Origin of the sequence: Leclercia sp. UBA5958 (genome assembly GCF_002430365.1) — a bacterium.
Lineage (GTDB): Bacteria > Pseudomonadota > Gammaproteobacteria > Enterobacterales > Enterobacteriaceae > Enterobacter > Enterobacter pneumoniae.
The window spans coordinates 23,816-38,481 of the sequence record NZ_DJCE01000009.1 but is presented as its reverse complement, the minus strand read 5'-3'; the positions used below and the strand labels follow the sequence as shown (position 1 = coordinate 38,481).

The 14,666-nt window shown below is 55.3% G+C and carries 12 protein-coding genes and 5 tRNA genes; 1 reads left to right on the top strand and 16 read right to left on the bottom strand.

Annotated elements, in window-relative coordinates; genetic code table 11:
* Nucleotides 1–33 precede the first annotated feature (33 nt).
* Nucleotides 34–1,245: an MFS transporter gene (locus tag B2Q93_RS15015; protein WP_286933637.1), complete on the top strand. Its 1,212-nt coding sequence runs from the start codon at nucleotides 34–36 to the stop codon at nucleotides 1,243–1,245.
* 501 nt (nucleotides 1,246–1,746) lie between these two features.
* On the opposite strand, the gene B2Q93_RS15010 is transcribed toward B2Q93_RS15015, so the two are convergent.
* The 16 genes from B2Q93_RS15010 to wecB all read right to left on the bottom strand — a co-directional run bounded on the left by B2Q93_RS15010 (nucleotide 1,747) and on the right by wecB (nucleotide 14,665).
* Nucleotides 1,747–1,823: transfer RNA gene (locus B2Q93_RS15010), tRNA-Pro, on the bottom strand.
* Between the two features lie 91 nt (nucleotides 1,824–1,914).
* Nucleotides 1,915–1,991, bottom strand: a tRNA-Pro gene (locus B2Q93_RS15005).
* A gap of 42 nt (nucleotides 1,992–2,033) precedes the next feature.
* Nucleotides 2,034–2,119, bottom strand: a tRNA-Leu gene (locus B2Q93_RS15000).
* 19 nt (nucleotides 2,120–2,138) lie between these two features.
* Nucleotides 2,139–2,214: transfer RNA gene (locus B2Q93_RS14995), tRNA-His, on the bottom strand.
* 57 nt (nucleotides 2,215–2,271) lie between these two features.
* Nucleotides 2,272–2,348: transfer RNA gene (locus B2Q93_RS14990), tRNA-Arg, on the bottom strand.
* Between the two features lie 102 nt (nucleotides 2,349–2,450).
* Nucleotides 2,451–3,836 (bottom strand): bifunctional threonine/serine APC transporter ThrP, encoded by a 1,386-nt coding sequence (gene thrP / locus B2Q93_RS14985; protein ID WP_046886610.1) that lies wholly within the window; start codon nucleotides 3,834–3,836, stop codon nucleotides 2,451–2,453.
* A gap of 264 nt (nucleotides 3,837–4,100) precedes the next feature.
* On the bottom strand, nucleotides 4,101–4,841 hold the full coding sequence (gene wecG / locus B2Q93_RS14980) for a lipopolysaccharide N-acetylmannosaminouronosyltransferase (protein ID WP_286933635.1): 741 nt from the start codon (nucleotides 4,839–4,841) through the stop codon (nucleotides 4,101–4,103).
* A gap of 12 nt (nucleotides 4,842–4,853) precedes the next feature.
* Nucleotides 4,854–6,206, bottom strand: a complete 1,353-nt coding sequence (gene wzyE / locus B2Q93_RS14975) for an ECA oligosaccharide polymerase (RefSeq protein WP_286933634.1) — start codon at nucleotides 6,204–6,206, stop codon at nucleotides 4,854–4,856.
* Nucleotides 6,203–7,282: a TDP-N-acetylfucosamine:lipid II N-acetylfucosaminyltransferase gene (locus tag B2Q93_RS14970; protein ID WP_207292605.1), complete on the bottom strand. Its 1,080-nt coding sequence runs from the start codon at nucleotides 7,280–7,282 to the stop codon at nucleotides 6,203–6,205. The genes wzyE and B2Q93_RS14970 overlap by 4 nt, the downstream gene beginning before the upstream one ends.
* Nucleotides 7,279–8,529, bottom strand: a complete 1,251-nt coding sequence (wzxE, locus tag B2Q93_RS14965) for a lipid III flippase WzxE (RefSeq protein WP_286933633.1) — start codon at nucleotides 8,527–8,529, stop codon at nucleotides 7,279–7,281. The genes B2Q93_RS14970 and wzxE overlap by 4 nt, the downstream gene beginning before the upstream one ends.
* A gap of 1 nt (nucleotide 8,530) precedes the next feature.
* On the bottom strand, nucleotides 8,531–9,661 hold the full coding sequence (gene rffA, locus B2Q93_RS14960) for a dTDP-4-amino-4,6-dideoxygalactose transaminase (protein ID WP_046886615.1): 1,131 nt from the start codon (nucleotides 9,659–9,661) through the stop codon (nucleotides 8,531–8,533).
* Between the two features lie 4 nt (nucleotides 9,662–9,665).
* Complete coding sequence (rffC, locus tag B2Q93_RS14955) at nucleotides 9,666–10,340, bottom strand: dTDP-4-amino-4,6-dideoxy-D-galactose acyltransferase (protein ID WP_414672037.1); 675 nt, start codon at nucleotides 10,338–10,340, stop codon at nucleotides 9,666–9,668.
* Entirely contained in the window at nucleotides 10,318–11,199 is an 882-nt protein-coding gene (rfbA, locus tag B2Q93_RS14950) for a glucose-1-phosphate thymidylyltransferase RfbA (RefSeq protein WP_046886617.1), read from the bottom strand. The genes rffC and rfbA overlap by 23 nt, the downstream gene beginning before the upstream one ends.
* Nucleotides 11,200–11,211: 12 nt before the next feature.
* On the bottom strand, nucleotides 11,212–12,279 hold the full coding sequence (rffG, locus tag B2Q93_RS14945; protein ID WP_233804480.1) for a dTDP-glucose 4,6-dehydratase: 1,068 nt from the start codon (nucleotides 12,277–12,279) through the stop codon (nucleotides 11,212–11,214).
* Nucleotides 12,276–13,538, bottom strand: a complete 1,263-nt coding sequence (gene wecC / locus B2Q93_RS14940) for a UDP-N-acetyl-D-mannosamine dehydrogenase (protein ID WP_286933632.1) — start codon at nucleotides 13,536–13,538, stop codon at nucleotides 12,276–12,278. The genes rffG and wecC overlap by 4 nt, the downstream gene beginning before the upstream one ends.
* Complete coding sequence (wecB, locus tag B2Q93_RS14935; protein ID WP_040078080.1) at nucleotides 13,535–14,665, bottom strand: non-hydrolyzing UDP-N-acetylglucosamine 2-epimerase; 1,131 nt, start codon at nucleotides 14,663–14,665, stop codon at nucleotides 13,535–13,537. Before wecB ends, wecC begins: the two co-directional genes overlap by 4 nt.
* Nucleotide 14,666: the final 1 nt, after the last annotated feature.

Below are 14,666 nucleotides of genomic sequence, written 5' to 3'. Positions count from 1 at the left end.
GTGGATTAAACCGTTTTTGAAAGGACTGTGTTCATGAACACCCTTCTGTACGCGCTCTTGAGCGCGCTGCGGTGCCATCGTTGGCTCCGCCTGCTTGCCTGTGCTTTTATTTTTACCTCACTGGGTAATGGACTCACGCAGGTGCTGGTGTTTGGCCTGTTGCTGGAGTGGCAAGCGCCCCCATCATTACTGACCCTTGCCTGGCTTTTTGCCACCCTTCCCGGCTTTGTGGGTAGCCTGCTCGGCGAAAAGCTCTGCACGCGATTTGCCCCCATCAGGATCTTAATCATCACCGAGTTACTGGGTTTACTGGCGCTGTTATTTCCCCTGCTGGGGATGCACTATCACAGCATCACGGCGCTGCTGGCGGTACAGTCATGCGAAGCATTATTGAGCGGTATGAGCTGGCCTGCACTGACGTTGCTCTTCAAACGGGGCCTTCCTGAGCCAGAGCTGCCAGCCGCGACTTGCCTTGAGCATATGATTTTTGCCTCGCAGGTATTGCTGGGCACCGGGCTTGGGGTTTTGTTGTTTCAACATGTCCCTATGGCCGTGTTACTGGCGACAGATGCGCTCAGCTTTGGGGGATCTTTACTGCTGCTTTATCAGACCGGGCGAGCCTTTTCTGGCAAACCTGCGCCTTCAGAGCCCAACACCCCGCAGGCGGTAACCGTGTCCTGGCGAAGCCTCACGCTACGGCAAAAACGCAGCCTGTTACTCTTGCCTGCACTGGCGGCTGTCGGTGCGCCCGCTATGGCCCTCCTTCCTGCACTGGCGCAGCAAATTCAGCCTGCTGACGCTGCCGGTATGGCGCTCCCGTTACTGTTTGCCCGTAGCCTGGGGCAACTTTGCGGGCCGCTGCTGATCAATAAGGAGAGTCTTCCCCGCTATGCAGGTCAAAATCGACCGCTACTGCTTTGTCTGGGCCTGTTTTTCGTCGCTTACGCATTTATTCCGGCTCTGCCTGGAAAGCAAGCCATCGCTCTGGGGCTGATTTTTATTGCTCACCTGGCATCGAATATTATCTTTGCGGCCGGAACCTTTGGTGTGCTGAGCAGTTTTGCAGCCACGCATATCTCCGCCGCCAGTGGCAAAGCATGGCGATGGCAAACAGTCAGTGCCTCGGTCTTTACCAGCATCGCGGCGCTGATTGCCGCCACGCACGGGGCGATACAGGCGTTTTATCTGGTGTCGGCGAGCGCGCTGTTGCTGGTCGCTGCCGTGATGATCCGCTACCGGGAATAAACCAAAAAAAACGCCTGCTATAAAAGCAGGCGTTAAACAGGTCTGTTTGACAACATAGTGGTGCTTCACTCAACGTTATGTCCATGGTGTTTGATGAGGCCGAAGCGACATCTGTCGGTGGACGATAAGCACCTTAAATGGCTCTGCATCATTCCTGAGTTTATGAGGCACTAAGGCGAACATAAGAGATGGAATGAGCATCTACATTTATATTATTGCACGTAACGTGCCAACGTCGCATCTGAAAATGGATTTCACTACAACTTTTTAAGTTCTAAGGGATTTATGTCAGTTCATAGGGAATGAGGCAGGAGAAAAAGGGTCAGCGATACAATAAGTGTCTCCTGGTAGCGACACTAAAGGCGTTCAAATAAAATATGTAGATTATTCAAAGCGTTATTTGTCACCCATTCACGACAATGCTGAACGGGATTGTCGGCGATGAGCAACACAGCAGGAAAGGTAGAAAACAAAAAACCCCGCCGAAGCGGGGTTCAAAATTGGTCGGCGAGAGAGGATTCGAACCTCCGACCCACTGGTCCCAAACCAGTTGCGCTACCAAGCTGCGCTACTCGCCGATGTACTGCTTTTTTACTTTTTACTTCAACCCTGCGAATCGTAATTCGTCGGGTGGGATACAAAAAACCCCGCCTTGGCGGGGTCCAAAATTGGTCGGCGAGAGAGGATTCGAACCTCCGACCCACTGGTCCCAAACCAGTTGCGCTACCAAGCTGCGCTACTCGCCGCTTTACTGCTTTTTTGAATTTTTAGTTCAACTCATTAAGTCGTGGTGCGAGGGGGGGGACTCGAACCCCCACATCCTAAGGACACTAACACCTGAAGCTAGCGCGTCTACCAATTCCGCCACCTTCGCATTTCACAACTTTAAATAATGGGGTGGCTAATGGGATTCGAACCCACGACAACTGGAATCACAATCCAGGGCTCTACCAACTGAGCTATAGCCACCACTGCAAATCTTTTCTACGCGGTATCGAAACCACCGCAGCTCCAGCACCGGGTTAATGGTGCGCCCGACAGGATTCGAACCTGAGACCTCTGCCTCCGGAGGGCAGCGCTCTATCCAGCTGAGCTACGGGCGCTTAGCGCCGTTGCGGGGCTGGATATTACGGAGGTCTCGTAGTTCTGTCTAGTGCTTTTTTTAAAAAAATGCGCGTTTGGTTACGCTTTGCGCATTTTGCCGCTTATTCGCCCATATTATGACGCGTGACGTGGCGCCCAAGCCCAAAAAGCTTGTAGAACGCTGTTACCAGCGCCAGGAAGGCGACCCCGACAAACAGCGACATACGGGTATCTTCGTTAAAATACATGCCGATCAATACGCAGACCAGGAACGCCATTGTCGCATAGTTGGTCCACGGGAACAGAATCGAGCGGAACGGATGGCTGGCGATGGCTTTTTTATGCGCTTCACGGAAACGCAGTTGGCTAATCAGGATCACGAACCATGGCACCATACCCGGCAGCACGCTGGCGCTGTAGACATATACAAACACGCGCTGCGGGTTCGGGATAATGTAGTTGAGGCAGGAGCCGATCAGCAGTATCGCAATAGAGATCGCCACGCCCGCTACCGGTACGCCCGCACGCGAGACCTTACCTACCGCCGCCGGAAGCTGGCGGTTTTTCGCCAGAGCATAGAGCATACGGCCGCAGCTATACATGCCGCTGTTACAACCCGAGAGCGCCGCCGTCAGCACCACGAAGTTGATGATGCCTGCCGCCGCCGTAATACCAATTTTGGCAAAGGTGAGAACAAACGGACTGCCGTTGCTACCAATCTCGTTCCACGGGAAGATGGTGACGATAACGAAAATCGCGCCCACATAGAAAATCAGGATACGCCACAGCACTTTGCCTACCGCGCTGCGCAGCGTCACCTGCGGATTTTTCGCTTCACCGGCGGTGATGCCGATCAGCTCTACGCCCTGATAGGACGCCACTACGATACACAACGCCGTCAGGAAGCCTTTCCAGCCGCCGGCGAAGAAGCCGCCGTTCTCGGTCAGGTTGCCAAAGCCAATCGACTCGCCACCATTACCCAGGCCAAAGAAGATCACCCCCAGCCCGACCACAATCATCACGATGATGGTGGTGACTTTAATCATCGCAAACCAGAACTCAATTTCGCCGTAAAGACGTACGGCAGCAAGGTTAGCTAACGCGACCAGCCCCACGGCAATAAGCGCGGGTATCCACTGCGCCATCTCCGGGAACCAGAACTGGACATAGACCCCTATCGCCGTAATTTCAGATATCCCTACCGCCATCCACATAAACCAGTAGGACCAGGCGGTAAGATAGCCGAAGAATGGGCTCATATACCGGTGAGCATACACCGCAAAGGAGCCAGCCACCGGCTCCAGGAACAGCATCTCGCCCATCGAACGCATGATGAAGAAGACGAACAGCCCGGCGATAATGTAGGCGAGCAGGACGGACGGGCCTGCCCACTTCAGGGTGCTGGCGGAGCCCATAAACAGCCCCACGCCAATAGTGCCGCCGAGGGCAATCAATTCGATATGACGAGCTTCCAGCCCACGCTGTAGCTCCGGTTTTTTCTCTGCCATAAATCCTCAGTTGTGCTTGCTACTCTCCCGGCGTCAGCCGGTTATTGTTATGGTAAACATGCGCCATAACAGGCCATGCAGCGTCGACCGTCTGATTGACGGTTGGCGCAAAAAACACCATGGCACTGCGACGGGAGGGAATGGTTTCTTAAAATCGGAGAAATGGCAAACGGTGTGTTAAAAAAATAGATGTATCGTACAATAATGCAGCAGGTTTACAGGTGGGTTGCAGCGCGACCACTCTGTCGCGCTGCCCGGCCAACTTTATAAGCGCCCGGTATAGTGCCAGCGCAGATAACGCAGCAAACGGAGCTGACGCGTGATGCGGCTCGGCTGAGAAAGCAGACGATAGAGCCACTCAAGACCCAGGTTTTGCCACACTTTTGGCGCGCGTTTCACATGCCCGGTGAAGACATCGTAAGTCCCGCCCACGCCCATATAGAGCGCATCCGGGCAGACCTGACGGCAGTCTCGCATCAGGATCTCCTGGCGCGGCGATCCCATCGCCACGGTAATAATTTTGGCTCCGCTGTCGCGGATACGTTCAAATAGCACCTGACGATCGTCCGGTTTGAAATAGCCGTCCTGGCTGCCCACGATATTGACGTTCCACAGGCGGCGTAGCTTCTGTTCCGTCTGCGCAAGGATTTCTGGCTTACCCCCAACCAGGAACACCGGCGTGCCGTCCGCGCCTGCACGTGCCATCAGCGCCTCCCAGAGATCGGCCCCTGCCACGCGGGAGATATTCGCCGCGGGGTATTTTTTACGTACCGAACGCACTACGCTGATGCCGTCGGCGTATTTAAATTCTGCCGCCTCGATCAGTTGACGAACCTCGGGGTTGTCTTCAAGGGTAAGCATCTTTTCTGCATTGATGGCGACCAGGGTGCCAGTTTTGATGTGGCCGCCAGCACACAGATAGTCCAGCGCATGCTGCATATCACGCCAGCCGATCAGTTTCAGACCACGCAGGTCATACTGCGGCGCAGAGGTATTGTCAGTCATTCTTATCCTTACTCAGACTTGCGAGAGCGTTCTGCTGGGTCTTGATTCACGTTTATGCACCAGTCCGGCGCTGTCGAATAGCCAGTACAACAGTTTCGCCATCAGCAGACAGGCACCAAAAATCATCATGAAAAAAACCACACGGGAGACGAACGAATCCAGCCCCTCTCGCGCCAGCACGATCATATTGAAAATGGCACCAAAACAGAAACTATGCAAAATCGCGGCCTTATAGCGGTTTGTCTCCTGGTTACCCAGGGTGTAGAGCCAGTCAAACCACTTGATAATCAGCCCCACGACAATCGCGCCCGGCAGAATAAACCAGCCGCCGCCCATCACCACCAGCGAGCCGATAAGCGTGGGGGAGATAGCCAGCCCGGAGTGGTTATTCAGCACTTCCCAGGTAAAGTAGTTGGCAGTATTGAGCACAATGCCTGGTCGGTCTGGCCACAGCCAGGTGGGGATAAAGACATAAAAATCGCGGACAATCGGCGCCAGCCCCTGGAAGTCGATCTTGTCGTAGTTTTGCAACAGTAACGCCAAATTTTCCCATGGCGAAAAGGTATCGCGGGTGAGGTAGAGGAAGGTGTAAAACGCCTCGTCTCCGCTCACGTCCATACCGTAGCGTTTAAGCGCTAGCCAGAACATCCCCACAATGCCCATCACTCCCGCAGCGGCCAACATCCACAGCGAAATCCAGCCACGAATAATGCCGATAAACAAGAAGATGGCGAAGGCGATAATAATATTGGCGCGCGTGCCGCCGACGATCATATAGGTCAGCAAGCCAAACGCCACCGTACTGACGAGGAAGAAGAGCCATCCTCGGGCATCCTGGCGCAGGAAATAGACCACCAGCATCGCCGGTATAAAGAAGTAGAAGAACCTTTTCAGCGCTACACCGGACACTTCACTGGAGAAAATCTGGCTGTAAGAGTGCAACTTAAACAGCAAAAATCCGTTGTGCATAAAGAAGATGCCGACACTTACCAGCGCGATCATCATCAGCATTATCCAGGTCAGATGCGTCTCGACCCGATTCATAGTGAACAACGCACTTCGCGGCGCGGTGCTGGCGTTCGACCTTAGCCGCGTCTTGTAGGTGACGTAATAGACACCATAGAAACAGGTAGCCGACAGCAGCGCCTGCATGAGAATTTCGGGCGGCACCACGGCTACATCAAAGCGGAAGACCAGGATGCTGGTTAGCGGGAAGCCGAAGTAAAAAGTGAGCAGAAACAGCAACGAGAAAAAGACGTTGAAGTTAAAACGCACGCGACGGAACTCGAACCACGTCAGAGTAGCGATGAAGAGCGTGCTCAGCAGCCATACCACCAGCAGGCCACTGAATTGCAACTGGCTCATTTCTGACCTCCTGAAGCGATCCGTAATGCCTGATGCCAGGGAGCAAGATAGTTCGGGCTGAAAAATGTGATGGCGTTTTTATCAACCAGTGCGAGCTGGCGCTGTGCTTCGCGTACCACCTCTACATTCAGCTCATCGCTGGTGAACAACACCGGGATGCTCTGCTCAGCCATGTCCTGCCAGAAGGGATTTTCGCGATTCAACACACAGGGCACGCCCGCCTGAATCAGCAGACAGAGTGTGCCAATGCCCTGCTGTCGCGCAAAGATAAAATAGCCTAAATCGCACTGACGCAGCAGCGCCAGATAAGCGTCAAACTCCAGCTTATCACTGAGGATCTGGACATTGTCGGCGCTGAAAAGCCCCAGCGCACATTGGCGCACCTCGGCGATATACCCTTCGTTATGTGCAGGGTAGCCCATCGGCACAACCACATTAACCGTATCGCCAAATTGCTGGTGTACCGCTTTTAGCGCCGCGAGATGGTCATTGCTGCGGTCCCCGGAGTTCCCCACCAGAATGGTTAACTTCCCTTCCCGGCGGATATCCTTCGCCAGACTGTTCAGACCAGGATCCATACGGGTGGGAAAGTAGAGCAACTCACCACGGACAGCCGGATGCTGTTTCGCAAAATAATTGAGATCGCCTCGGGTGGCAAAAACGCACCCTACCCGCCCTTGTGCCATCCGGCGTATCGGGTAAAAGAGGCGGAATTTCCAGCCCCGCGATGCTTCATAGAGGTCGGCGCCCCAGATGTGCCAGCTCACCTGCGAAGGCCGCAGCCCACCGCTTAGTAGTCCCAGCCAAAGCCCGGTATTGAATTGCCCATGGAAGAAAAATCGCTGCTCGCGGTTCGCTTTCGCTTTCGCGATAACGGCTTTTGCCAGGCTGGCTTTATCAGGCCAGACGGTGATAGCCAGAGCTGGAAAATGAGCAACGGAGTCGGGCGTTTGACTAACCACCATAAACGCGCGCGCATCAGGATTACCTGACGCCAGTTGATCGTTAAAAAACCGCAATACGGTCTGGTTATGGTGCGGGATATCCGATCCCAGTACGTGAATCAGTGCAGTCATGCGCGTCTACGCCAAAGTAAAAATACGCCGCAACAGGCAGCGAAATAGACAATATAGGTGGCCATATAGGCCTGGGCTGCCCCCAGCGCACCGTGCGCAGGTATCAGCCAGTAAGAGAAAGCAGTTAACAAGGTGAACTGGCTGATTTCCGCCAGGATGTACAACCGCAGCGAGGCTTTCGCAATCACCAGATAGCCGAAGACGTAAGCGCCTACTTTCAGTACATCCCCCACCAGTTGCCAGGCGAACAGATCGCGCATGGGGGTGAATTTGTCGGAAAAGAGGAGCCAGATGGCAACATCGCGCAGCAGCCAGACAGTTAAGCTGGCCACCGCTACAGCAGGTAACACAAAGCGCAGCGAGCGGCCAATCTCGCAGGTGATATCCTCGCGGGAGGTCAGGCGCGACAGCGTTGGCAGCAGCCAGACGCTAAAGGAGGCCGTGATAAACTGCAGGTAGGCGTCAGAAATACTGCTCACCCCCTGCCAGATCCCCACTTCGTCCCAGCTGTAGTGCGCCGCCAGCAGGTTTCGCATCATCACATAGGCGACAGGCAAGGTGACTGAGGTGATCAACGCCATCAGGGTAAACTTGCCCAGGCTGCTGGCCAGCATCTTGTCCCACTGCGGCTTCAGATAATGCAGCGGGATATTGTCGCGCCGAAGCAAGAAAAATCCTGCCGGGATCACCACCAGTGCAGGCACCAACGCCAGCCCCAGCAGCGCCCCTTCGTAGCCGCCCAGCCGATAGCACGCATAATAGGCAATCACGCCGATTATGCTGCCAGAGATGAGCGCCAGCGCGTTACCGGCCGCGTCACGGAACCCTTTCATCAGCGCCAGGAGCAGGTTGGCCCAGGCGATGCCCATCTGAACCAGCGCCACCAGGCGCACCAGCCCCTGGTAGTGGGTATGCCCGAACAGCCCCTGGCTGATAGGCGCAGCAGCCAGAAGAAAGATGACAGCCAGCAGCGTAGAGAAACCCAGCACCATCGCCGACGAGGTGCCCACCACGCGGCGCAACTGTGCCGTGTCATCCTGGTATTGCGCGACGTATTTGGTCACGCCGTTAAAAATCCCCGCCCCGGCCAGTACGCCAAGCACGGTGACCAGCTGGCGGAAGTTACCCGCCTGCCCAACACCAGAAGGACCATAAGAGACCGCCAGTAATTTCACAACCAGCAGTCCCGTGCCGATTTTGACGAGGGTGGACGCGGCGGTCCACACCGATGCTTTCGCCAGAGACATATCAGCTGAAGTAGCTCAGAAGGGAATTAATAACCGTGCGCTGATTAGACGCAGTAAGGTTGTAGAACAGCGGCAAGCGGAGTAACCGCTCACTCTCTTTCGTCGTAAAGCGGTCTTCGCCCACGAAACGTCCGAAGGCTTCGCCAGCCGGGCTGGAGTGCAGCGGAATGTAGTGGAAAACGGCCAGAATCTCGGCTTCTTTAAGATAGTCGATCAGCTTGCTGCGATCGTCGTTGTCACGCAGTTTGATGTAAAACATGTGCGCGTTATGAACGCAGTCCGCCGGTATCGTTGGCAGCGCAATACGCCCTTTCTTCGCCAGCGGGGCCAGCGCATCGTAATAGGTCTGCCACAACGCAAGGCGCTGCTGATTGATGCGGTCTGCAGCCTCGAGTTGCCCCCACAGATAGGCGGCCTGCAGGTCGGCCATCAGGTAGCTGGAGCCAATATCACGCCAGGTGTATTTATCCACCTGGCCGCGGAAGAACTGGCTGCGGTTAGTGCCTTTCTCGCGGATGATCTCGGCACGCTCTACCAGCGCGCGATCGTTAATCAGCGTTGCGCCACCTTCACCGCCTGCGGTGTAGTTCTTCGTTTCGTGGAAGCTGAAACAGCCGACATGGCCAATGGTGCCCAGTGCGCGCCCTTTGTAGGTGGACATCACCCCCTGTGCGGCATCTTCTACCACGAACAGGTTGTGTTTTTTGGCGATCGCCATAATGGTGTCCATCTCACAGGCCACGCCCGCGTAATGCACCGGCACAATCGCCCGCGTTTTATCCGTAATAGCCGCTTCGATCAGCGTCTCGTCAATGTTCATGGTATCCGGACGCACATCAACAAAGACGATTTTTGCACCGCGAAGCACAAAGGCATTCGCCGTCGAGACGAAGGTATAGCTCGGCATGATCACTTCATCGCCAGGCCCAATGTCCAGCAGCAGCGCGGCCATCTCCAGCGAGGCGGTGCAGGACGGGGTCAGCAGGACTTTGGCGCTGTGGAAGCGCTGCTCCATCCACTGCTGGCAACGACGAGTAAAACCACCATCGCCGCAGAGCTTGCCGCTGCCCATTGCAGACTGCATGTAATCGAGTTCGGTGCCCACCACAGGAGGCGCATTAAATGGAATCATCTTGTCACCTGTATAGCCAGTAAGCAGTCGCTGTAATGTTGGCGCCGCTCGCAATGTAACGTTTAAGTGCGGCGGTGTTGCCCAACTGGGTCGCCACGCGCAGAGTGGAAAGCTGCTGTTGCTGCGCCCAATGGAGGGCTGCCTGCATTAATTTTTCGCCGAGACCGCGCCCGGCGAGAAGACCAATCCGTCCTTCGCTGTCGTTCAGTTTTCGCAGCGAGACAAACCCCTGGATCCCGCCATCTGCCGCGCGAAACACCAGGCAGAGATGGTCGAAGGTGCCTTGTACCGCGTTCTCAATCCACTGGGCATAAAAACGCCCGCTGTCTTGTGGCGCGTACCAGGGCGTTCGAAAACGGCTTTGGGCAAAGGCTTCTGCGGCAAGATGACGAAGCGCAGGAATATCCTGGACCTTCGCCACCTCCGCGCCAGGATTGGTGTGCTGACTCACCGTGATGGCCAGATCAACTTCACCTTCGACAAGGCGAAACCCTTGCTGTTGAAGCGCATCCAGCAGATCGCTACGATCTGCCGGAATTTTCGCCTGCAGACGTTGCCAGGGGGCGAAATCGGCTGCAGAAAGCGGCGGCGCGTCAGCATTGACCCGTACAATCGCCGACGGAATGCCGAAAAAATCGCTCTCCCAGACGAGAGGGTCAATACTGGCGTGGACGTGCACGGAGCAGCTCCAGCAGATACTGGCCATAACCCGTTTTAGCCAACTGGCTGGCCGCGCGTTTCACGCCGTCGTCATCCAGCCAGCCATTACGCCAGGCAATCTCTTCCAGACAGGCAATTTTAAAGCCTTGTCGTTTTTCGACGGTTTGCACAAACGTACTGGCTTCGATCAGGCTGTCATGGGTACCGGTGTCCAGCCAGGCGAAACCGCGGCCCAGCAGCTCAACCGTGAGGTTGCCCTCTTCGAGGTACATCTGGTTGATTGAGGTGATCTCAAGCTCGCCGCGCTCAGAGGGTTTGACCCGCTTCGCGTAATCTACGACCTTGTTATCGTAGAAATAGAGACCCGTCACCGCCCACTTTGATTTTGGCTGTTTGGGCTTCTCTTCCAGCGACAGTGCGCGGAAATTATCGTCAAACTCCACTACGCCAAAGCGTTCTGGATCCATGACCTGATAGCCAAAGACCGTCGCCCCTTCGGAGCGTGCCGCAACCGAGCGCAGCTTAGGGCTGAACCCCTGCCCGAAGAAGATGTTATCTCCCAGCACCAGGCAAGAGGGCTCGCCGTTCAGGAAGGTTTCGCCAATGATAAAGGCCTGGGCAAGACCATCCGGGCTCGGTTGTTCTGCGTAGGTCAGCGCAATGCCAAATTCGCTACCATCGCCCAACAGGCGCTGATAGGTGCTTTTATCTTCCGGCGTGGTGATGATTAAAATTTCGCGAATACCGGCCAGCATCAGCACCGAAAGCGGATAATAAATCATCGGCTTATCATAAATTGGCAGCAGTTGCTTCGATACGCCGCGAGTGATGGGATGCAGGCGCGTGCCTGAGCCCCCTGCCAGAATAATGCCTTTCATAAATTCTCCCGGTTAGCCCTTCAGCCCCAGACGCTCGCCCTGGTAACTGCCATCCAGTACCTGCTTCCACCAGCCTTCATTGGCGAGATACCACTCAACGGTTTTGCGAATGCCGCTTTCGAACGTCTCTTGCGGGGCCCAGCCCAGCTCACGTTCGATCTTGGACGCATCAATAGCATAGCGGAGGTCATGACCTGGACGGTCGGGTACCCGGGTGATCAGATCACGATACTGCTGTACACCCTGCGGTTTCACCGGGACCAGCTCTTCCAGCAGATCGCAAATGGTAGTAACGACGTCGAGATTTTTGCGCTCGTTATGCCCGCCGATATTCCAGGTTTCGCCGGGGGTGCCTTCTGTCGCCACCAAATAGAGCGCCCGGGCATGATCTTCAACATACAGCCAGTCGCGAATCTGTTGACCATCGCCGTATACCGGCAAGGGTTTGCCCGCGATGGCATTCAGAATCATCAGCGGAATCAATTTCTCCGGGAAATGATAGGGGCCATAGTTATTGGAACAGTTGGTCACCAGCGTCGGCAAACCATAAGTGCGCTGCCAGGCGCGAACCAGATGGTCGCTGCTGGCTTTAGACGCGGAATAGGGGCTGCTGGGCGCATAAGGCGTGGTTTCGGTGAAAAAATCGTCCATCGAATGCAGGTCGCCATACACCTCATCAGTAGAGATGTGATGGAAGCGGAACGCCGCTTTCTGCTCAGCGGCTAAGCCGCTCCACCAGGCACGAGACGTCTCCAGCAGGTTATAGGTACCGACGATATTGGTCTCGATAAACACTGCCGGGCCATCGATAGAGCGATCGACGTGGCTCTCTGCGGCCAGGTGCATCACCACATCGGGTTTATGGGTAGCAAAGACGGTGTTCAGGGCGTCGCGATCGCAGATATCAACCTGCTCAAAGGCGAAGCGCGGATTGTCCGCCACTGGCGCCAGCGAGGCCAGGTTGCCCGCGTAGGTGAGTTTATCCACCACCACTACGGCGTCCTGGGTGTTCTGGATAATATGGCGAACTACCGCGGAACCGATAAACCCCGCGCCGCCGGTAACTAAAATCCTTCTCAACGCCAGACTCCTTTTGTATCGACGACATGCTGCTGATGAATCGCATCGCCGCTGATGGCTTTGAATTCTTTATGATCGACCAACAGCACCAGTACATCTGCGGTAGCCAGCGCTGCGTCCATGGCCACCAGCTGACATTTATCCGCCAGTTTTTTCGGTAAGGCGTGGATATTGGGTTCGACCACCAGCGTTTCGCCGCTGTGCCAGTCGGCGATCATTTCGGCAATCTCCATCGCCGGGCTTTCGCGCAGATCGTCAATATTGGGTTTGAACGCCAGACCAAAGCAGGCAATTTTCAGTTCGCTGGCGCGTTTGCCGCTTTCAGCCAGGCTATCTGCCACGGTGGCTTTAACCTGATTAATCACCCAGTGCGGCTTTCCGTCGTTAACTTCACGTGCAGTGCGGATCAGACGCGCCTGTTCAGGGTTTTGCGCCACGATAAACCAGGGATCGACCGCAATGCAGTGGCCCCCGACGCCCGGACCGGGCTGCAGGATGTTAACGCGTGGATGGCGGTTAGCCAGGCGAATAAGTTCCCAGACGTTAATCCCCTGATCGGCACAAATTAACGACAGTTCATTGGCAAAAGCGATATTAACGTCGCGGAAGCTGTTTTCTGTCAGTTTGCACATTTCAGCGGTGCGGGAGTTAGTTACCACGCACTCACCCTCCAGGAAGATTTTATAAAGCTCGCTGGCGCGGGCGGAGCAGACTGGCGTCATGCCGCCAATAATGCGGTCGTTCTTGATAAGCTCAACCATCACCTGTCCCGGCAGTACACGCTCCGGGCAGTAGGCGATGTTCACATCAGCCTGCTCACCAGCCTGCTGCGGGAAGGTCAGATCCGGGCGGGCATCAGCCAGCCACTGGGCCATCTGCTCGGTCGCCCCCACCGGCGAGGTGGATTCAAGGATGACCAGCGCTCCCTTCTTCAGCACCGGGGCGAGCGATTTTGCGGCCGCCTCAACGTAGACCATATCGGGCTCATGATCGCCCTTAAAAGGCGTCGGCACGGCAATCAGCCAGGCATCGGCTTCTACCGGCGTGGTGCTGGCTTTCAGATAGCCACCCTCTACCGCGCTCTTAACAACCTTATCGAGATCGGGTTCGACGATATGAATTTCACCCCGGTTAATGGTATCAACCGCATGCTGGTTGATATCTACCCCTACAACCTGCTTTTGACGCGAAGCGAAAGCGGCAGCGGTTGGCAAGCCAATGTAGCCCAGGCCAATGACGGAGATGGTAGTAAAACTCATAGCGATACCCGATTGTGTTTAAGTGCATACAAAATACGATCACAAGCCTGCCCGTCACCGTAAGGGTTATGGGCACGGCTCATTGTCTGATACGCCTCGTCGTCATGCAGCAGGCGAGTGACCTCTTCAACGATATGTTTGGTATCGGTGCCAACCAGACGCACGGTACCGGCCTTGACGGCCTCCGGACGTTCGGTTGTTTCTCGCATGACCAGCACCGGTTTACCGAGGGATGGCGCCTCTTCCTGAATACCACCGGAGTCGGTCAGAATCAGCCAGGCGTGGTTCATTAGCCAGACAAAGGGCAGATAGTCCTGCGGCTCAATGAGGATCACATTCTCAACGTGGCCGAGAATACGATTCACCGGTTCGCTGACGTTTGGATTGAGATGCACCGGATAAACAATCTGCACATCTTCGTTCTGCGCCGCCACTTCGGCTAACGCATGGCAAATCTGCTCAAAACCGCGGCCAAAGCTTTCACGGCGATGCCCCGTCACCAGGATCATCTTTTTACCGTTGGAGAGGAACGGATAACGTTCTGCCAGTTCGGCACGCAGCGCGTCATTAGCCATCACCCGATCGCGTACCCAGATGAGCGCGTCGATGACCGTATTGCCGGTAACAAACACCGTGCGGTCAGGAATATTTTCCCGCAATAGATTCTGGCGAGAGTTTTCGGTTGGCGCAAAGTGGTACATCGCCAGATGTCCAGTCAACGTGCGGTTGGCCTCTTCCGGCCAGGGCGAATAGAGATCGCCCGTACGCAGGCCCGCTTCGACGTGGCCAACCGGAATACGTTGATAAAATGCAGCAAGGCTCGTGGCGATGGTGGTGGTGGTATCACCATGCACCAACACCACATCAGGCTTAAAGGATTCCAGAATCGGTTTTAACCCTTCCAGAATTCGGCAGGTAATTTCTGTCAGCCCTTGCCCCGGTTTCATAATGTTAAGATCGTAATCAGGAACAATAGAAAACAGGGTCAAGACCTGATCCAGCATCTCACGATGCTGGGCGGTAACACAGACTTTCGCTTCAAAATGAGGGTCATTCGCCAGCGCATGAACCAGAGGCGCCATCTTGATGGCTTCCGGCCTTGTACCAAAGACACTGAGTACTTTCACA